Origin of the sequence: Duganella hordei, assembly GCF_040369125.1 — a bacterium.
Taxonomy (GTDB): domain Bacteria; phylum Pseudomonadota; class Gammaproteobacteria; order Burkholderiales; family Burkholderiaceae_D; genus Rugamonas; species Rugamonas hordei.
Genome location: NZ_BPWI01000006.1, coordinates 190,488 through 208,306, shown reverse-complemented (window position 1 = coordinate 208,306; position 17,819 = coordinate 190,488). Strand labels below are relative to the sequence as shown.

The 17,819-nt window shown below is 65.3% G+C and carries 15 protein-coding genes; 6 read left to right on the top strand and 9 right to left on the bottom strand.

From position 1 onward, the window contains the following. The first annotated feature begins 57 nt into the window (after positions 1-57). The 3 genes from ABWW33_RS16265 (at position 58) to ABWW33_RS16255 (ending at position 2,277) form a co-directional block, all read left to right on the top strand. The gene (locus tag ABWW33_RS16265) at positions 58-972 is read left to right on the top strand and encodes a LysR family transcriptional regulator (protein ID WP_353402860.1); all 915 of its coding nucleotides are present in this window, start codon (positions 58-60) and stop codon (positions 970-972) included. A gap of 120 nt (positions 973-1,092) precedes the next feature. Further along, positions 1,093-1,659: an NAD(P)H-dependent oxidoreductase gene (locus ABWW33_RS16260; protein ID WP_353402859.1), complete on the top strand. Its 567-nt coding sequence runs from the start codon at positions 1,093-1,095 to the stop codon at positions 1,657-1,659. Positions 1,660-1,698: 39 nt separating this feature from the next. Continuing rightward, entirely contained in the window at positions 1,699-2,277 is a 579-nt protein-coding gene (locus tag ABWW33_RS16255; protein ID WP_353402858.1) for a gamma-glutamylcyclotransferase, read from the top strand. Here the strand turns inward: ABWW33_RS16255 and ABWW33_RS16250 are convergent. Continuing rightward, a complete protein-coding gene (locus tag ABWW33_RS16250) occupies positions 2,269-3,426 on the bottom strand; it encodes a PA0069 family radical SAM protein (RefSeq protein ID WP_353402857.1) in 1,158 nt (385 codons plus the stop codon). The two genes, ABWW33_RS16255 and ABWW33_RS16250, sit on opposite strands and share 9 nt — an antisense overlap. A 207-nt stretch (positions 3,427-3,633) precedes the next feature. Here ABWW33_RS16250 and ABWW33_RS16245 point away from each other — a divergent pair, with 207 nt between their 5' ends. From ABWW33_RS16245 to ABWW33_RS16235, 3 genes are read left to right on the top strand one after another with little or no spacing between them, the layout of a single operon-like run. Further along, on the top strand, positions 3,634-4,185 hold the full coding sequence (locus tag ABWW33_RS16245) for a DUF2760 domain-containing protein (RefSeq protein WP_353402856.1): 552 nt from the start codon (positions 3,634-3,636) through the stop codon (positions 4,183-4,185). Then, positions 4,182-6,035 carry an Hsp70 family protein gene (locus ABWW33_RS16240; RefSeq protein WP_353402855.1) on the top strand — a complete coding sequence of 618 codons (1,854 nt, stop codon included), beginning with the start codon at positions 4,182-4,184 and terminating at the stop codon, positions 6,033-6,035. The genes ABWW33_RS16245 and ABWW33_RS16240 overlap by 4 nt, the downstream gene beginning before the upstream one ends. A 2-nt stretch (positions 6,036-6,037) precedes the next feature. Next, a complete protein-coding gene (locus ABWW33_RS16235; protein ID WP_353402854.1) occupies positions 6,038-8,869 on the top strand; it encodes an Hsp70 family protein in 2,832 nt (943 codons plus the stop codon). Here the strand turns inward: ABWW33_RS16235 and ABWW33_RS16230 are convergent. The 8 genes from ABWW33_RS16230 to tssB form a co-directional block, all read right to left on the bottom strand. After that, on the bottom strand, positions 8,866-9,504 hold the full coding sequence (locus ABWW33_RS16230; RefSeq protein WP_353402853.1) for a tRNA-uridine aminocarboxypropyltransferase: 639 nt from the start codon (positions 9,502-9,504) through the stop codon (positions 8,866-8,868). The two genes, ABWW33_RS16235 and ABWW33_RS16230, sit on opposite strands and share 4 nt — an antisense overlap. Positions 9,505-9,510: 6 nt before the next feature. After that, positions 9,511-11,136 (bottom strand): methyl-accepting chemotaxis protein, encoded by a 1,626-nt coding sequence (locus ABWW33_RS16225; protein ID WP_353402852.1) that lies wholly within the window; start codon positions 11,134-11,136, stop codon positions 9,511-9,513. 102 nt (positions 11,137-11,238) lie between these two features. Beyond that, positions 11,239-12,090 carry a type VI secretion system protein TssA gene (gene tssA / locus ABWW33_RS16220; protein ID WP_353402851.1) on the bottom strand — a complete coding sequence of 284 codons (852 nt, stop codon included), beginning with the start codon at positions 12,088-12,090 and terminating at the stop codon, positions 11,239-11,241. 14 nt (positions 12,091-12,104) lie between these two features. Next, positions 12,105-14,705 carry a type VI secretion system ATPase TssH gene (gene tssH / locus ABWW33_RS16215; RefSeq protein ID WP_353402850.1) on the bottom strand — a complete coding sequence of 867 codons (2,601 nt, stop codon included), beginning with the start codon at positions 14,703-14,705 and terminating at the stop codon, positions 12,105-12,107. Positions 14,706-14,707: 2 nt separating this feature from the next. Beyond that, on the bottom strand, positions 14,708-15,166 hold the full coding sequence (gene tssE, locus ABWW33_RS16210; protein WP_353402849.1) for a type VI secretion system baseplate subunit TssE: 459 nt from the start codon (positions 15,164-15,166) through the stop codon (positions 14,708-14,710). Positions 15,167-15,264: 98 nt separating this feature from the next. Further along, the gene (locus ABWW33_RS16205; RefSeq protein WP_176651905.1) at positions 15,265-15,756 is read right to left on the bottom strand and encodes an Hcp family type VI secretion system effector; all 492 of its coding nucleotides are present in this window, start codon (positions 15,754-15,756) and stop codon (positions 15,265-15,267) included. Positions 15,757-15,786: 30 nt separating this feature from the next. After that, on the bottom strand, positions 15,787-17,283 hold the full coding sequence (tssC, locus tag ABWW33_RS16200; RefSeq protein ID WP_353402848.1) for a type VI secretion system contractile sheath large subunit: 1,497 nt from the start codon (positions 17,281-17,283) through the stop codon (positions 15,787-15,789). Positions 17,284-17,285: 2 nt separating this feature from the next. Beyond that, the gene (gene tssB, locus ABWW33_RS16195) at positions 17,286-17,786 is read right to left on the bottom strand and encodes a type VI secretion system contractile sheath small subunit (protein WP_353402847.1); all 501 of its coding nucleotides are present in this window, start codon (positions 17,784-17,786) and stop codon (positions 17,286-17,288) included. Positions 17,787-17,819 lie beyond the last annotated feature (33 nt).

Genomic DNA, 17,819 nt, shown 5'->3' with positions numbered 1-17,819 from the left:
TGACAGTTTCAGATATCATACAAACAGTATTTTTCTTTCGATTTATCAGATTTCCCCATGAATCCTAGCTTGCGGCAAATGCGCGCCCTGGTGGCGCTGGCCAAGACCGGCAGTTTTACGCTGGCGGCCGACCATCTCAGCGTGACCCAATCGGCGCTGAGCGGCCAGATCAAGGAGCTGGAGCAGATGCTGGGGGTGCGTGTTGTCGAGCGTACCACGCGCAAGGCGCAGCTGTCGGAGCTGGGACGCGAACTGTATCCGCTGTTTGAAAAGATGCTGCAGGACCTGGACCGCGCCATGGCCGACATCGCCAGCCGCAAGGCGCTGAAGCAGGGTTCGGTGCGCGTGGCGGCGCCGCAGATGCTGTCCTGCACCCTGCTGCCGGAGGTGATCGCCGCCTACCGCGCCCGCTATCCGGACGTGCAGGTGCGGCTGGCCGACAGCCCGGTCGAGCAGGTCCCGGCGCGGGTGTTCAGCGGCGAGGTCGATTTCGGCATCGGCCCCGAGCGCGACACCACGGCGGAAATCGAGTCGCAGCCGCTGTTCGAGATGCCGTTCGTGGTGGTTTTTCCGCCGGGGCATGCGCTGGAGCAGCGCGCCAGCATCACCTGGGCTGACGTCGACGAGTTTCCGTTCATCTCGCTGCAGGGCCAGTTCACCGAGCGCCTGCTGCGCGACATGCACGCGTCATTCCGCGAGCTGTCGCTCAGTCCGTTTAACGAAGTGACCTTCATGACCACCGCGCTGGCCATGGTGCATGCGCGGCTGGGCATCACCGTGTGCCTGCCGTATGCGGAGAAGATGGTGCAGCTGTATGGTTTGCGGATGCGGCCGCTGGAATCGCCGGCGCTGACGCGGCGCTTCTTTGTCTACACGCGCAACGCGCGGGCGCTGTCGCCGGCGGCCGAGAGCTTTGTCTCCTTCCTGCAGGAACACGTGGCGGCGCATGAATGGAACGTGCCGCAGGGCTGATCAGCCATGCTCTGCAACATTGGCAATTAGATACATGCGATGCAGGGTCTGGACCTCGCTCAAAGATAAAATACGTTTTAGCCTCTTCCGCAATGATTGCCGCATGTGTATGCTTCATTTATGAACATCCTGCACATCGACTCCTGCCCGCTGGGCGACAACAGCCCGTCCCGCCAATACACCGCCGCAGTCATGGCGCAGCTTGCCGGCGGCGATGCCAATCCGGCCATCAGTTATCGGGACGTGGCCGCCTCGCCGCTGTCGCATATCAGCGGCCCGCTGCTGCAAGTGATACGCAACCAGTGGAACTGCGCCATTCCGATGAATGCCGACCTGCGCGCGGAGAGCACGTTGGCCGCCCTGCTGTTAGAGGAATTCCTGCAGGCGGACGCGGCGGTGATCGCAGCGCCGATGTTCAACTATACGATTCCGTCGACGCTGAAGGCATGGCTGGATCGGCTGATCCATCTGCAAACGGATCAGGGGCGCCAACGCGCCGCGCGGATACGGGTGGTGCTGGTGGTGGCCGGTTGCAGCGCCGCAACCGATCCGGCGCTGGCCGAATTAGTGGGCAACCATGAGGCGCAGCTGCGGGCCATGTTCAAGTCGCTGGGCTTGACGCAGCTGGAATTTGTGCGCCAGGAGGCGGATTTGCAGGTCGCGCGGGAACTTAAAGCGGCCGCGTGATTATAATGTTGGCTGTATCGGGCAACGGCAGCACTCATCATGACAGCAGACACCATCGCCATCAATCAAATGATGGATCAGTTCGACGGCCACCACAGCGTCTGGCTGTTCGGCTACGGCTCCCTGATTTACAAGGCCGACTTCCCTTACCTGCAACGCCGCCCGGCCAGCATCGCCAACTGGACGCGGCGTTTCTGGCAAGGCTCGCACGACCATCGCGGCACGCCTGAAGCGCCGGGCCGCGTGGTCACCATCATCGAAGAGGCCGGCGCCATCTGCCACGGCATGGCGTACCTGATCACGCCCGAAGTGTTTGCCCATCTCGACCATCGCGAAAAGAACGGCTACCTACGCCTGGCCATCCCGATCATATTCGAAGTCGGCGATAGCGTGACCGGCCTGGTCTACATCGCCACGCCGGACAACACCGCCTTCCTGGGCGCGGCCTCCGAGCAGGAAATCGCGCGGCATATTGCCCGCTCCGCCGGACCCAGCGGGCCGAACAGCGACTATCTCAATCACCTGGCCACCGCGCTACGCGAACTGGGGCAACATGACCAGCACGTGTTTGAGATCGAGCGGCATCTGGCGGAACTGCGGCAAGCTCCTTCAGAATAAATCCAGCTGCCCCGCATCGGCTGCCTTGGCGCGCGCGCCCAGTGGCGGTACCACCAGCGGCCGCGTGAACTGCGACGCGTCCATGTTGTGGAAGCGGCTGCCCCGGCCGGTCAGGCCCAGGCGTTCGGTGGCGATCTTGAAACGCTGTCGTATCAACTCCGCCCACACGCCCTCGCCCTTCATGCGCGCGCCGAAGGTGCTGTCGTAATCCTTGCCGCCCCGCATTTCACGCACGCGGTTCATCACCCGCTGTGCCCGCTCAGGGAAGTGCGCCTGCAGCCACTGATGGAACAGCGGCGCCACTTCCCACGGCAAGCGCAGCACCGTGTAGTGCGCGCTGACCGCGCCCGCTTCCTTGACCGCCTCCAGTATCCGTTCGATGTCCGGCTCGGTCACGAACGGAATGATGGGCGCGATGCTGACGGCGACCGGAATGCCGGCCTCGGTCAGCGTGCGTATCGTGCGCAGCCGACGCGCCGGTGCGGCGGCGCGCGGCTCCAGCGTGCGCGAGATCGCCGGATCAAGCGTGGTCAGCGTGATGGCGACGCCGGCCTGCTGCCGTGCCGCCATCGCGGCCAGGATGTCGATGTCGCGCTCGATCAGCGCAGACTTGGTAATCAGGCCCACCGGATGCTGGCATTCCTGCAGCACCTCCAGCACGCGGCGCGTGAGTTTGCGCTCGCGCTCGCAAGGCTGGTAGGCGTCCGTGTTGACGCCGAGCGCGATCGATTGCGGTTCGTAGCCGGGCTTGGCCAGCTCGCGCCGCAGCACTTCCGGCGCGTTGACCTTGGCGAAAATCTTGGTCTCGAAATCCATGCCGGGCGACAGGCCGAGATAGCTGTGCGTGGGCCGCGCAAAGCAATAGATGCAGCCATGCTCGCAGCCGCGATAGGGATTGAGCGAGACGCCGAACGGCAAGTCCGGCGAGGCGTTGCGGCTGAGGATGGATTTGCAGTATTCGTCGGTGACCAGGGTTTTCCACGGTTTGGCCTCCTCTTCCTCGCGTTCCCAGCCGTCGTCGTAGGCTTCGCGCGCGTTGACTTCGAAGCGGCCCTGCAGGTTCGACACCGCGCCACGCCCCTTCTGCGCCTTCAGCGAAGGCGGCGGCAACATCACCTGCTCCTGATTGTTTTCATCGTGCTTATTCATGGCAAGGCCGGCATAACTCAAAATACTGTATATATATCCAGTATTCTATGCGCTCGAAACCGCCATATCAAGCGAAATATCAATAGTGCGAGCCGGGCGCCTTGGGTAGCGCGGGGGCAAGCTGGTATCATGCAGGGCTTCCGGGGGATGGATCTTCCCTGCGCCTGCGCGCGCCCCCAGCCCACTCATCCCGATACGAGCAAAAACATGAATAACTCGACCCAACCATTGCCGTCTTTTTTCAGCCGGATTTCGATCGCGATCGGCGCATTCTTTCGTGCCCTGTCCGACGCCGAATACGCTGCGCGCCTGACGCGCATCGATGATGCGCCGCAACCGGCGGCCGCGCCGATGCCGGCGCCAACACCGCTGCGCGTCGCCACGCCGGACGCCGCTCTGCAGCTGCTCAGCCTGTTCCAGCGCGAAGCCCGCCTGATCGACTTCACCCAGGAAAACCTGAGCGCCTATTCCGACGCCGACATCGGCGCCGCCGCGCGCGTGGTGCATGAAGGCTGCAGCAAAGTGCTGCGCGAGCACTTCACCATCGAACCGGTGCGCAGCGAAGCCGAAGGCAGCCGCATCGTGCTGGAAGACGGCTTCGACGCCAGCGCCGTGCGCCTGACCGGCAACGTTGTCGGCAGCGCGCCGTTCCGCGGTGCGCTGAGCCATCGCGGCTGGCGCGCGGCCAACGTGCGCCTGCCGAAACTGGCCGAAGCGCACGACGCCGCCATCCTCGCGCCGGCGGAGGTGGAATTATGAGCGACCCGCGTTTCGCCATCGGCATCGACCTGGGCACCACGCACAGCGCGCTGTCCTATGTGGACCTGCAAGCGAGCGACGGCGAGAAGACCCGCCACGGCGTGCTGGCCATTCCGCAGCTGACCGCGCCGGGCACCGTCGAAGAACTGCCGCTGCTGCCGTCCTTCCTGTACCTGCCGCACGCGGACGAACTGGCGCCGGGCGATTTGAGCCTGCCGTGGCAGCAGTCCGCTGAAGAACTGACCGGCGTGGCCGGCGAGATGGCGCGCAGCCGTGGCGCCACCACGCCGATCCGCCTGGTCTCCAGCGCCAAGAGCTGGCTTAGCCACCCTGGCGTGGACCGCCGCAGTGCGCTGCTGCCGAATGACGCGCCGGAAGAAGTCGCACGCGTATCGCCGCTGGAAGCCTCGACCCGCTATCTGTCGCATCTGCGCCAGGCGTGGGAGCAGGCCTACCCTGACGCGCCGTTCGGCGAGCAGGCGGTCACCGTCACGATTCCCGCATCGTTCGATCCGGGCGCGCGCGAGCTGACGGCCGTTGCGGCGCGCGCCGCCGGCTACACCAACCTGACTTTGCTGGAAGAGCCGCAGGCGGCCTTGTACAGCTGGATCCAGGGCAGCGAAGGCCGCTGGCGCAAGGACGTCAAGCCGGGCGACATCATCCTGGTGGTGGACGTGGGCGGCGGCACCAGCGACTTTTCGCTGATCGCCGTGCTGGAACGCGACGGCGTGCTGGAACCGCACCGCATCGCCGTCGGCGACCATATCCTGCTCGGCGGCGACAATATGGACCTGGCGCTGGCGCACCTGGTGGCGCGCAAGCTGGCCGCCAACGGCACCCAGCTCGACGCCTGGCAGATGCGCGCACTAACCTACGGCTGCCGCAGCGCCAAGGAAAAACTGCTGGCCGATGCGACAGTCGAGACCTGGCCTATCGTGGTGCCGAGCCGCGGCTCGAAACTGATCGGCGGTTCCATCCGCACCGAACTGACGCGCGACGAAGTGACGACCTTCATCCTCGACGGCTTCTTCCCGAAAGTGGAAGCGTCGGCGCGTCCGGCCGTGCGCACGCGCGCGGGCCTGACGCAGCTTGGCCTGCCGTATGCGCAGGACGCCGGCATCACGCGCCACCTGGCAGCCTTCCTGGCGCGCCAGGCCGGCGCCACCAGCGAACTGGAAGGCTACGCCGGCAAGCAGTCCGCCGAGGCGACCTTCCTCCATCCTACGGCGGTGCTGTTCAACGGCGGCGTGTTCAAGTCGGACCTGCTGGCGCAGCGTATCATGGACAGCATCAACGAATGGCTGTACCTGGAAGGCGCGGAACCTGCGCGCATGCTGGCCGGCGCCGATCTCGATCTGGCGGTGGCGCGCGGCGCGGCTTACTACAGCTACGTGCGCCGTGGCAGCGGCGTGCGCATACGCGGCGGCACGGCACGCGCCTACTATGTGGCGATCGAGTCGTCGATGCCGGCCATCCCGGGCATGGAACCGCCGATCCAGGCGTTGTGCGTGGCGCCGTTCGGCATGGAGGAAGGCAGCGAGATCGAATTGCCGAACCAGGAATTCGGCCTGGTGGTCGGCGAGCCGGTGCAGTTCCGCTTCTTCGGTTCGTCGGTACGCCGCCAGGACCGCATCGGCGATCTGCTGGACTTCTGGGGCGCCGATGAGCTGATCGAGTTGAACGAGATCCAGGCGACGCTGTCGCCGGAAGGCCGCCAGGCCGGCGACGTGGTGCAGGTGCGCCTGCATGCGATGGCGACCGAGTCGGGCACGCTGGAACTGCAAGCGGTGTCCGATGGCGGCGAACGCTGGAAGGTGGAGTTCGACGTGCGCGCGGGTGCAGCCAGCTAAGCATGAGTCAATACGTCGTCAGCATCGACCTGGGCACCACCAACACGGTGCTGGCTTATTCCGAGCCGGGCAGCGCGCAGATACGCTTGTTCGATATCGAGCAGCTGGTGGCGCCGGGCGAAGTCGGCGCCGGTGCGTTGCTGCCCTCCGTGCGCTACCACCCGGCTTCCGGCGAGCTGGCCGATGGCGATTTGCAGTTGCCGTGGCCCGTCGCCGATGTGGCCGGGCTGTCGCAGGTGGTGGTCGGAAGGCTGGCTCGCACGCTGGGCGCGCAGGTGCCGGGGCGATTGGTTTCCAGCGCCAAGAGCTGGCTGTCGCATCCTCACGTGGACCGCACGGCGCCGATATTGCCGTGGGGGGCGGAGGCGGATGTGGCCCGGGTGTCGCCGGTGGCGGCCAGTGCTTCGTATCTGGCCCATTTGCGGGCCGCGTGGAATACGCGCTTTCCGGCACACCCGCTGGAGCGCCAGCAGCTGGTGCTGACGATACCCGCGTCGTTCGACGAAGGCGCACGGGCGCTGACGCTGGAGGCGGCGCGCATGGCCGGGCTGCCGGACCTGCGCTTGCTGGAAGAACCCCAGGCGGCCTTCTACGACTGGCTGTTCCGCCAACGTGCCACGCTTGCCACAGACCTCGCCGACACGCGCCTGGTGCTGGTGTGCGACGTCGGCGGCGGCACCACCGACTTCAGTCTGATCAAAGTGGAGACGGTCGATGGCCTGCCGCAGATCAGCCGCATCGGCGTAGGCAACCACCTGATACTGGGTGGCGACAACATGGACTTGGCCTTGGCCCATCTGGTCGAGGCGCGCATGGCGTCGTCGTCGGGCGCGACCGGCGATGCCGCAGCACCGGCACGCCTGTCCGCCAGCCGCCTGTCGCAACTGGCGGAACGCTGTCGGGCGGCGAAGGAATTGCTGCTGGCGGCCGATGCCCCCGAACGCACCACCGTCACCCTGCTCGGCTCCGGCTCGCGCCTTATCGGCGGTTCGCGCTCCGCCGACCTGACCCGCGACGAAGTGGCGTCACTGGTCGTCGACGGCTTCTTCCCGCTGAACGAAACACAGGAACCCGCACGTCGCGGCCGCGCGGCGATCGTCGAATTCGGCCTGCCTTACGCCAGCGACGCCGCGGTCACGCGCCATCTGGCCGGCTTCCTGCGCCAGCATGCCGCCGCCGCGCGCGCAGCCCTTGGCCTGCCTGCGGACAACAGCACCATCCCCATCCCCGACACGCTGCTGTTGAACGGCGGCGTGTTCCGCGCCGACGCGCTGGCCCGCCGCCTCGAGGCCACGCTGGCGAACTGGCGCGGCCAGCCTCTGCGCGTTCTGCACAACGACAATCCCGACGTCGCCGTCGCACGAGGCGGAGTGGCCTACGCGCTCGGCCAGGCTGGACAAGCGCCGTTGATCGGCGGCGGCTCGCCGCGCAGCTACTTCCTGCTGCTGGATGACGCACAGCGATCCGACCAGCCGCGCCGCGCCATCTGCATCCTGCCGCGCGGCAGCGTCGAGAATCGCGAAATCCTGCTGGCCGAGCGCACTTTCGCGCTCCGCCTCGGCCGGCCGGTGCGCTTCCACCTGGCCTCGTCGATTTCCGAAGCCGGCACACCGCAAGCAGGAGAATTGGTCGAACTGGAGGCGGACGACTACATCCAGCTGCCGCCCATCGCCACCGTGCTGCGCGACAGCGGCGCCGCCGACGCCCGCAAGGAAGTGCCGGTGCAACTGGCCGCCACGCTGAGCGAAGTGGGTACGCTGGAGGTGCATTGCGTCGCCATCGAAGGCGCGCAGCGCTGGCGGCTGGAATTCCAGCTGCGCGGCGATGCGGCCCACGCCGACGACGATGCCGACACGGCTCCACCGCAAGAGGCGCCGATGCCCGCCGGCTTCGACGCCGCCATCGACAAGATAGACCGCATCTTCGGCAGCCGCGCGCAGCAGGTCGAGGTCAAGGAAGTGAAGCAGTTGCGCACGCAGCTCGAACACCTGCTCGGCAGCCGCGAAAGCTGGCCTACGCCGCTGCTGCGCCGCCTGTTCGACGCGCTGATGCAGCGCGCCAAGGGACGCCGCCGCTCGTCCGAACATGAACGCGCGTGGCTCAACCTGAGCGGCTACTGCCTGCGTCCAGGCTTCGGCTACACGCTGGACGAGTGGCGTATCGAGCAGCTGTGGGCACTGTATGAAACCGGCGTCCAGCATCACAAGGACAGCCAGGTCTGCGCCGAGTGGTGGACCCTGTGGCGCCGCGTGGCGGGTGGATTGAGTGTCGAAGCACAGCTGCGCGTGCTGGACGATTTCGCCTTCAACGTGCAGGCCGACGCGCAGGAACGCGGACGCCGTCCGCACACGCTGGTCAACGGCAGCGACGAAGACATGCTGCGCCTCGGCGCCTCGCTGGAACGCATCCCCGGCAACTACAAGGCCGAAATCGGCGCGTGGATGCTGGGCCGGCTGGAATCGGCCGACAAGGCGGCGCAGGCGCGCTTCCTGTGGGGCCTGAGCCGGGTCGGTGCGCGCCAGCCTTTCCACGGCAGCGCGCACGACGTGGTGGCTAAGGAAGTCGTCGAACAATGGCTGGCCGCCATCCTTGCGCTGGACTGGAAAAAAGTGGAGCCGGCAGGCTATGCCGCCGCCCACCTGGCGCGCATGACCGGCGACCGCTCGCGCGACATCGATGCAACGCTGCGGGAGGAAATCCTGCGCCGCCTTGCAGCCGCCGGGGCCCCGGCCAACTGGCGCGCGATGGTGCGTGAAGTGGTTCAGCTGGATCAAGCGGATGAGAAACGCATGCTGGGCGATGCGCTGCCGCCGGGCTTAAAGCTGATCGCTTAAAGCTGACCGTTTAAAGCTCGCTGCGGCGTGTAGCTTGCCTGCTGCGCGACGAAGCCATCGAAAGCATCGATCAGCGGATTGTATTTGTGCGCGTCGTTTTCCAGCTGTGCCAGCGCGTACGCAGTGGCCTCCAGCGTCGACAACTGATCCGGCAGATGCGCCTTGCGGATCAGGTAATGCGACGGCGGCGTGTCGCGCAGCGGCAGCCGCGGCAGGCTTTGCAGCGCCGGATTCAGATACAGCATCTTGCGGCTTTTGCGCCATGTCCCGTCCAGCACCACCAGCCGTAGCGCGGCCGGCGCCGCCAGCCACGCCGGATCGAACGGCTGCGCCGCAGCCAGGCCCAAGGCCTTGTCCTCCACAGTATCGGGATACAGCAGCACGCTGCGCCGCTCCGGCGACAGCATGACCTGCATGCGCTCCGGCGCGAATTCTTCGCCGACTTCCAGCCGGCTGTTGGCAAGGCTCAGATGCAGCAGCCGCGCGCTGCCCTTGGCGTTATCGACTTCCAGCGGATGCTGCAGGATCAGCACTTCCACCTGGTTCCGCAGCGGCGCCACCCAGCGGCAAATGCAGGTACGCTGCGGCCGCAGGCAGCTTGCGCAATGCGCGCGGGTGGAAAGTGCTGGAGTCATAGACCATCATTGTACCGTCGATGCGGTAGGCCGTGGCAGGGCTACGCGCGACGGCGCCTTTGCCAGGCGACGGGGCGCCGGCGCAGACTGCGCGGCATCGAGCTTGAATACGCTGACCGCTTCGGCCAGTCTTGCCGACTGTTCCTGCATCGATTCGGCCGCTGCCGCCGCCTGCTCCACCAATGCCGCGTTCTGCTGCGTTACCTGGTCCATTTGCGTGATCGCGTCGTTCACCTGGGCGATGCCGATGCTCTGCTCTTCGCTGGCGTGGCTGATCTGGCTCATGATCTGCGTGACGCGGCTGATGCTCTGCACGATTTCGCCCATGGTGCGGCCGGCCTTGTCGACCAGGTCCGAACCCAGCGCCACCTTCTGCACCGAGTCGTCGATCAGGGCCTTGATGTCCTTGGCCGCCGCCGCAGAGCGTTGCGCCAACACGCGTACTTCCGAAGCCACCACCGCGAAGCCGCGTCCCTGCTCGCCGGCGCGCGCCGCTTCCACCGCGGCGTTCAGCGCGAGAATGTTGGTCTGGAACGCGATGCCGTCGATGACGGAAATGATATCGACGATCTTGCGCGACGAATCGTTGATCGATCCCATGGTGGTCACCACTTCTCCGACCACCGAGCCGCCGCGGCTAGCGATCTCCGACGCCGTGGCGGCCAGCTGGTTGGCTTCGCGCGCATTCTCCGCGTTGAAGCGCACGGTCGACGTCAACTGCTCCATCGACGACGCGGTCTCCTCCAGCGAACTGGCCTGCTCCTCGGTGCGCGAAGACAGGTCCTGGTTGCCGGCGGCGATCTCGCATGACGCCGTCGCCATCAGGTCGGTGCCGTTGCGCACCTGGGCGACAATATTGACCAGGTTGGAGTTCATGTTCTTGAGGGCGCTCATCAACTGCCCGGTTTCATCGCTGCTGTTGACCTGGATATCGCTGGTCAAATCGCCCGAGGAGACGGATTCCGCGACCTTCACCGCTTCGTTGATCGGCTGCGTGATGGTGCGCGTGATCCACCATGCGGCCACCATCCCCAGCACAATCGCGGCCAGCCCCAGCATCACCAGCAGCGTGCGGCCGCTGGTGTACTGATGCTGGATTTCCAGGGCTGCCGCATCGAGCAGCGCCGCCTGCTCATCGGAGAATTTCTTCAGCGCGTCCAGATAGCGGGTACGCGCCTGGTTCATGTCGGTCTCGTACAGCTTCTTGCCCCGCTCCATATCGCCGGCGTTCTTGGCGGCGAAGACGGCCTTGCGGATATCGGTGTAGGCTTTGCGCGTCTCCAGCACCTGCTTGAACAGCGGCTTGAGTTCCTCGTCGTCGATGCCGGCGCCGATCTGGTCCTGGATTTGCGTCGCGCGGCCGGACGATGCGGCCATCATGTCCTCGAGTTTTTTCTGATCGGCGGGATCGGCCACCATCCAGGCGCCGGTGGTGCGGGCGGCGTTGACTTCGATGATCTTGCCCCATTCGGCGATCAGGCGTTCTTCGCGGACCTTCTCGTTGATCATGCGGTCGGTCAGCGCGCTGGCACTGCTGAGGCGCAGGATGCCGATGATGGTCATCGCCGTCAGCAACAGCAAAATGAGCGAAAAACCAAACGCCAGGCGCGTTCCTATTTTCAGATTGTTCATGGCTTTCCCCTAGCGGACGAACACGGACTTCTGATTCATGCTAGCACTATTTAATCGGAAGCTATAGTACTAAAGGAAAGATTACTCGCTGCAGTGCAGCATTCAATTGCCGGAGGCGGGAGCATCCAGCAGCTCTTCAATGCCGGCAATCGCGGCGGGATCCTTGATGACCGTGCGCAGCCACACATGCAATGGCATCTCACCCCAACTGGCGGCCTTGTCGGCCAGGTAGGCCACCGGGCTATGCGGCTCCGTGCTACGGAAGAAATCGGCCACCAGCCGCAATTGGGCCAGCGCCTGCTGGCGACTCTGCAATAAGCCGCCTGCGTTGACGGCGGCGGCGCCGGTTGCGGCATCCGTTGTGGGCAGCGCAGCCGCGCTGCCGACCGGCGCAACGGCGCGTAGTGCCGATTGCAGGGCGTCCCTGGCCGCGCTGAAGCCGGGACCGTCGGCGCCCAGGCGCAGGTCAACGACGCGCTCCAGCGCCATCAGCATGGCCAGGCAGTACTCCGCATCCGCCGGCGCGGGTGACGCCGCGTCGCTGACCAGCGCCGGCGTGCGGCTCAACAGCCAGAACAGATTGCCGATGCGCTGGTCGTAGTCGCCGTCGTCGCCTGCGGGGTACATGCCATCCCAGAACCGGTCGCACAGGCCGGCCAGCACCGCGTAGCCATCGCCCAGTCCGCGCAATCCCCGTGTTTTGGCGTTGGCCTCGGCCAGCCAGACGGCCAGCCGCAGGTCCTTGCTCTTCGCGGCGATCATCCGCGCACAGTGCGCGGCGACGAAGTCCCAATCGGCCTCCTTCAACGCAGCGATCCATTCGCCCTGGTCCAGCGTGGGATCGTCGTGCATGCGCGCCTGCGCGATGCGGTCCACTTCCACGCTGAAGCAGGTGTCTTCGCCGCAGGGTTGGGTGTCGCTGATTGGCAACAGCAGTTGATCGATACTTAACATCGGCGACCTCCGTGTTATCTGATGGTGTACCTGAACTGTCCTTGTTTGCTGGCGCCCACCTTGATCCCGGCGATCGCCTCGCCCTCCGACATCCTTTGCAGCACCGCTTCGGCGATCTCCGGCAGCAGGCTGCCGTTGAGGATGTGATCGACATTGCGGGCGCCGGAATCGACTTCCGTGCAGCGCGCCAGCACCGCGTCGACCAGCGCCTGGTCGTAGCTGAACTCCGCATGATGCTGGTCCTGGATGCGCCGGCCGATGCGGTCCAGTTTGAGCGCGATGATCTGCGCCAGCACCGCATCCGGTATCGGGTAGTACGGCACGACCTTCAGCCGCCCGAGGAAGGCCGGCTTGAAGTGCTTGACCAGTTGCGGGCGAAGCAGCGCCTCCAGCTCGTCGGCGGCAGGCGGCGTCTCCTTGTTCAGGCAGGCCTGCATGATGGCGGCCGAGCCGGCGTTCGAGGTGGCGATGATGATGGTGTTGCGGAAGTCGATCTCGCGGCCTTCGGCATCGTCCAGCACACCCTTGTCGAACACCTGGAAGAACAGCTCCAGCACATCCGGGTGGGCCTTCTCCACTTCGTCCAGCAACACCACGCTGTAGGGATTGCGGCGCACCGCCTCGGTCAGCACGCCGCCCTCGCCGTAGCCGACGTAGCCGGGCGGCGAACCTTTCAGGCCGGAGACGCTGTGCGCTTCCTGGTATTCGCTCATGTTGATGGTCAGCAGTTTGCGCTCGCCGCCGTAGAGCAGGTCGGCCAGCGCCAGCGCCGTCTCGGTCTTGCCGACGCCGGACGGGCCGACGAACAGGAATACGCCCTTCGGCTTGTTCGGGTCGTCGAGATTGGCGCGCGCGGTGCGCACGCGCTGGGCCACGCTAGCAATCGCGTACGGCTGGCCGAGGATGCGCGCCTGCAGCGCGTCCTGCAGTTTGAGCACGGTGCGGATTTCGTCCTTGACCATTTTCCCGAGCGGGATGCCGGTCCAGCCGGAGACTATGGCGGCGACGGCCGCGGCATCCACCTCCACCGGCACCAGCGGCGTCTCGCCCTGCAGCGCCGCCAGTTCCTCGCGCAGCGCGCGGACTTCCGCCTCACCGTCGCCGGCGGTGCGCTGGCGGGCGATCGCCGCCACCAGTGCCTGCTCGCGTTGCCAGCGTTCGCTGAGTTGTGCGTGTTCGGTTTCAAGCTCCGCATGCATTTCCTTCAGCTTCCGCAGCCGCTGCGCGTGCTGGCGTCCACCCTCTTCCCGTTCCAAGGCGATGGTTTCCACGCGCAGGCGTTCCATCGCCTTGGCGGCGTTCTCCAGCAGGGCCGGCGCGCCGCTTTGCGCCAACGCGACGCGGGCGCAGGCCGTATCCAGCACGCTGACGGCCTTGTCCGGCAATTGCCGGCCGCTGATATAACGATGTGACAGCCGCACCGCCTCGGTCACCGCTTCGTCGCGGATGCGGATGCCGAAGTGACGTTCCATCAGCGGCGTCATCGCCCGCAGCATGGCGCTGGCGATTTCTTCGCCCGGTTCATCGACCTTGACCACCTGGAAGCGGCGCGCCAGCGCGGCATCCTTTTCGAAGTACTTCTTGTATTCGCTCCACGTCGTCGCCGCGATGGTACGCAGTTCGCCGCGCGCCAGCGCAGGCTTGAGCAGGTTGGCGGCGTCGTTCTGGCCGGCCTGGCCGCCCGCGCCTATCATCGTGTGGGCCTCGTCGATGAACAGGATGATGGCGTGCGGGCTTTGCTTGACCTCGTCGATAACGTTCTTCAGGCGGTTCTCGAACTCGCCCTTGACGCTGGCGCCGGCCTGCAGCAGCCCCATGTCCAGCGTGCGGATCTCGACGCCACGTAGCACATCCGGCACGTCGCCGGCGGCGATGCGCAGCGCCAGGCCCTCCACCACAGCGGTCTTGCCGACGCCGGCCTCGCCGGTCAGGATAGGATTGTTCTGGCGGCGGCGCATCAGGATGTCGATGGCCTGGCGGATTTCCGTCTCGCGGCCGATCACCGGATCGAGCTTGCCGTCGTGGGCCAGCGTCGTCAGGCTGGTTGTGTACTGGTCGAGCGCCGGCGTGCGTGGACCGCTCTGCGGCGCCATGCCGGCAAGCGTGGCGGCGGGGGTTGCGTCGGTTGCGGCCGTTTCTTCCTGCGAGCCATGGGTATATTTCTCCAGCTTGTGCTTGACCTCATCGATGGGAATCCGCGCAAACAGCGGCGAAGCGCGCAGCGCCAATTGCGCCAGGTCCGGTTCCGTCAGCAGCGCAACCAGCAGGTGCGCGCTGCGGATGCGGTCCGGCTGCGGCGTCGCCAGCGAGGCGATCAGCCATGCATGCTCCAGCAGCAGCGGCAAGTGGCGCGAGAACACCGGCGTGCGGGTGCCGCCGGTCTTGAACTGGCTGATCTCATGATGCAGGTCCGCCTCCAGCGCATCGACGGCGACACCGGACTGGCGCGCGATCAGCACCACGTCGCAGCGCTCCTGCTCCAGCAGGGCCAGGAACAGATGTTCCACCTCCACCTCGTACTGTCCCAGCGCCACGCAGATGCTGGCGGCGCGGGTTGCGGCCAGCCGGGTGGTGTCGTTCAATTTCCCGATCAAGGTCTTGAGGTTGAGGTTCATGCCTACACTCCCCGGTTGCTACGGTTGATTGAATAGTGCAGCGACGATGGCTGCAGCACGGCGTCGAAGCTGACCGCTTCGCGCATCGGCAAACCGGTCAGCGTCGCGCTGATGGCAAAGCTGACGCGGTTGATCGAGCCCGTTTCGCGCTCCAGGCGGGCCTGCACGTTGCGCAGGCGCGGCTCGTGGCGCTCGATGGCGGTCTTCAGGCAGGCGCAGACGCGCGCCCTGTCCTCGTTGCTGCTCAGGCACATGCCGGCAAAGTCGACCAGCCCGTAGTTGATGATGGAGCGGGCGCATTCGGGATAAGCGCGCAGCAGCTCTTCGGACAGCGCGCAGCGCGTGTTAAGCAAGTCCTCGAGATCGCGTGCCAGCGCGTCCTTCCATTGCTCCAGCGAGAGGCTGGCGCCGTCGCGCGAATCCAGCAAACGGTCGAACAGGCCGGGAGTAAAACCTTTCATCGCGTACTCTCAAAAAATGGCCAGGCCGGACCGGCCTGGCCAGAAAAGCGCGCCGCGGCGAATCGCCGCACAATCCGCAGCGGGCGCTGGGGGGATCGTCAGACGACGCGATTGCTGGACAAGTCCCAGCCGCCGGACGTGTTGCCGCCCGCGCCGCCGCTTATTTTCTGCTGGGTGTACTTCCATTTGACCCTGGAGAATTTCAGCGCGACGTCCTCGGTCAGGATGTCGCCCTCCTCCACGGCCGGAGAGACCGCGCCGATCAGGACGTTTTCGATCTCGATCTCGAAATATTTGACGCGTTCACCCTGCGCGTCCGCGCGCATGAACTCGAACTTGGCCTTGGGGATGGTGCGCCCGGCCGAGCAGGTTTGCAGCAGGATGGGCGACGCCAGGTCGGCCAGCTTGGAGAGCACGATGTCGCGATGCTCGCAGCGCTCCGCCGTGTGGCCGCCGCCAGTCGAAGCGGTGGCCGATTTCGGCTGCTCCACGCCGAAGCTGACCGATTTGCACTCGATCCAGTCCTTGTGCCGGTCGTCGTTGGATTCGCCCTTGATGCCATCAATGTACAGATAGACGTCGATTGCCATTGCATGCTCCTGTCTCAGGTTAAGTGAAAATCAGTAGTTGGTCGACTGCGGCAGCTCCGCGACCAGACGGAGGGAAACGGATAGTTCGTCGAGCTGGAAGTGCGGCCGCAGGAACGACACCGCGCGATAAACGCCCGGCCGCCCCGCCACCTCGTGCACCTGCACCGAGGCCTCCCGCAGGGGGAACTGGGCCTTTTGTTCCTGGCTGGCGTTATCGTCCAGCAGCACGTACTTCATCAGCCAGCGGTTGAGGAAATCCTCGACGCCGGAGGCGGCCGCGAAGCTGCCGATCTTGTCGCGCATCATGGCCTTCATGTAGTGCGCGATGCGCGAGACGGCGAAGATGTACTGCAGTTGCGAAGACAGCACCGCGTTGGCGTTGGCGGCTTCCGAGTTGTATTTCCTGGCCTTTTGCGCGGACTGGGCACCGAAGAAGGCCGCGTAGGCGGTGTTCTTGCAGTGGACCAGCGAGATGAAACCAAGATCGCTCAACTCCTTCTCGCGACGGTCCGTGATCGCCACTTCGGTCGGGCATTTGAGCGCGACTTCGCCTTCGTCGGTCTTGAAGGTGTGGGTGGGCAGATCGTCCACCAGCCCGCCGCCCTCGACGCCGCGTATCGCCGCGCACCAGCCGAAATCGTCGAAGGCCTTGGTCAGCTTGGCGCCGAAAGCGTAGGCGGCGTTGCACCACAAGTACTTCTGGTGGTCGGTGCCGTCTACTTCCTCGACGAAGTTGAATCCTTCGACCGTGGTGCCGTCGACCGGATTGAACGGAAGGCGGCCCAGGAAACGCGGCAACGCCAGGCCGACGTAGCGCGAATCCTCGGATTCGCGGAACGCCTTCCACTTGGCATATTCGACGGTGTCAAACACTTTCGACAGGTCGCGCGGCTTGCCCAGGTCACCGTAGCTCTCCAGTCCAAACAGTTCCGGCGACGCGGAGGCGATGAACGGCGCATGCGAGGCCGCAGCCACGTGCGACATCTGCTCGATGAAGTACATGTCCTCCGGTTGGCGCGAGATTTCAAAGTCGCCCAGCAGCGCGGCGTACGGCGCGCCGCCGAAGGTGCCGAATTCCTCTTCGTAGACCTTCTTGAACATCGAGCTCTGGTCGAATTCCAGCGCGGATTGGAAGTCCTTCACCAGTTCGCGCTTGGTGGCGTTCAGCATGCGGATTTTCAGCCCCTGGCCGGTAGCGGAATTCTTGACCAGGTAATGCAGGCCGGTCCAGCTCTGCTCCAACCTCTGGAAGGCCGGAGCGTGCATGATGGCGCTTAACTGACGGGAAATCAGGCGATCCAGTTCCGCCACGCGCGCGTCGAGCGTGGCGGACAGATTGTTCGACATCACCACCGTCCCTTCCAGCACCTGGCTGACCAGCTCCGAAATGATGTCCTTGGCGCGCTCGTGCTCCACGTCGGACTTGGCGACCTTGCTTTGCTCGACGATCTGGTCCAGCAGGCTGGCGCCATCCAAGACCGTTTCGGCTGCTGCTGTCGCCTGCACTTGATTTGCATGTGCGGACATTGTCAGCCTCCCTTGGTGGATTTCAAGCTGGCCAGCTTGTCGGTGTTATTCAGTACATCGCTGAGGATGTCTTCCAGCTTGTCGTTGCCAGCCAGCTTGTTGCGCAGGTCGGCCAGCTTGCTGCGCGTGTCCAGCAGCTTGCCGAGCGGCTCGACCTGCCGCACCACCGACTCCGGACGAAAGTCCGACATCGACTTGAAGCGCAGCTCCACATTGAAGCTGGTGTTGTCGTCGCTGAGCTGATTCGGCACTTCAAAGCGCGCCACCGGCTCCACCCCGCCCAGCACCTCATCGAAATTGTCGCTGTCGATGCTGACGAACTTGCGGTCCTTCAGGCGCTTTTTCTCTGAATCCGAATTGCCTCCGAAATCACCGACCACACCGACCACGAAAGGCAGCTCCTTGTTTTCCATCGCATCGCCGATCTCCACGTCGTAAGTCATCTGGACGCGCGGCGGACGCACCTTGGTCAGGCGCTTTTGGACACTGTCACCATTAGCCATACAAACTCCATCGAAAGGGAAACTGCGGGACGG

Bases quoted from the DNA above. Each gene is read 5' to 3' on its own strand.
- ABWW33_RS16265 (WP_353402860.1), top strand. From the start codon at position 58: ATGAATCCTAGCTTGCGGCAAATGCGCGCCCTGGTGGCGCTGGCCAAG.
- ABWW33_RS16260 (WP_353402859.1), top strand. From the start codon at position 1,093: ATGAACATCCTGCACATCGACTCCTGCCCGCTGGGCGACAACAGCCCG.
- ABWW33_RS16255 (WP_353402858.1), top strand. From the start codon at position 1,699: ATGACAGCAGACACCATCGCCATCAATCAAATGATGGATCAGTTCGAC.
- ABWW33_RS16250 (WP_353402857.1), bottom strand. From the start codon at position 3,426: ATGAATAAGCACGATGAAAACAATCAGGAGCAGGTGATGTTGCCGCCG.
- ABWW33_RS16245 (WP_353402856.1), top strand. From the start codon at position 3,634: ATGAATAACTCGACCCAACCATTGCCGTCTTTTTTCAGCCGGATTTCG.
- ABWW33_RS16240 (WP_353402855.1), top strand. From the start codon at position 4,182: ATGAGCGACCCGCGTTTCGCCATCGGCATCGACCTGGGCACCACGCAC.
- ABWW33_RS16235 (WP_353402854.1), top strand. From the start codon at position 6,038: ATGAGTCAATACGTCGTCAGCATCGACCTGGGCACCACCAACACGGTG.
- ABWW33_RS16230 (WP_353402853.1), bottom strand. From the start codon at position 9,504: ATGACTCCAGCACTTTCCACCCGCGCGCATTGCGCAAGCTGCCTGCGG.
- ABWW33_RS16225 (WP_353402852.1), bottom strand. From the start codon at position 11,136: ATGAACAATCTGAAAATAGGAACGCGCCTGGCGTTTGGTTTTTCGCTC.
- tssA (WP_353402851.1), bottom strand. From the start codon at position 12,090: ATGTTAAGTATCGATCAACTGCTGTTGCCAATCAGCGACACCCAACCC.
- tssH (WP_353402850.1), bottom strand. From the start codon at position 14,705: ATGAACCTCAACCTCAAGACCTTGATCGGGAAATTGAACGACACCACC.
- tssE (WP_353402849.1), bottom strand. From the start codon at position 15,166: ATGAAAGGTTTTACTCCCGGCCTGTTCGACCGTTTGCTGGATTCGCGC.
- ABWW33_RS16205 (WP_176651905.1), bottom strand. From the start codon at position 15,756: ATGGCAATCGACGTCTATCTGTACATTGATGGCATCAAGGGCGAATCC.
- tssC (WP_353402848.1), bottom strand. From the start codon at position 17,283: ATGTCCGCACATGCAAATCAAGTGCAGGCGACAGCAGCAGCCGAAACG.
- tssB (WP_353402847.1), bottom strand. From the start codon at position 17,786: ATGGCTAATGGTGACAGTGTCCAAAAGCGCCTGACCAAGGTGCGTCCG.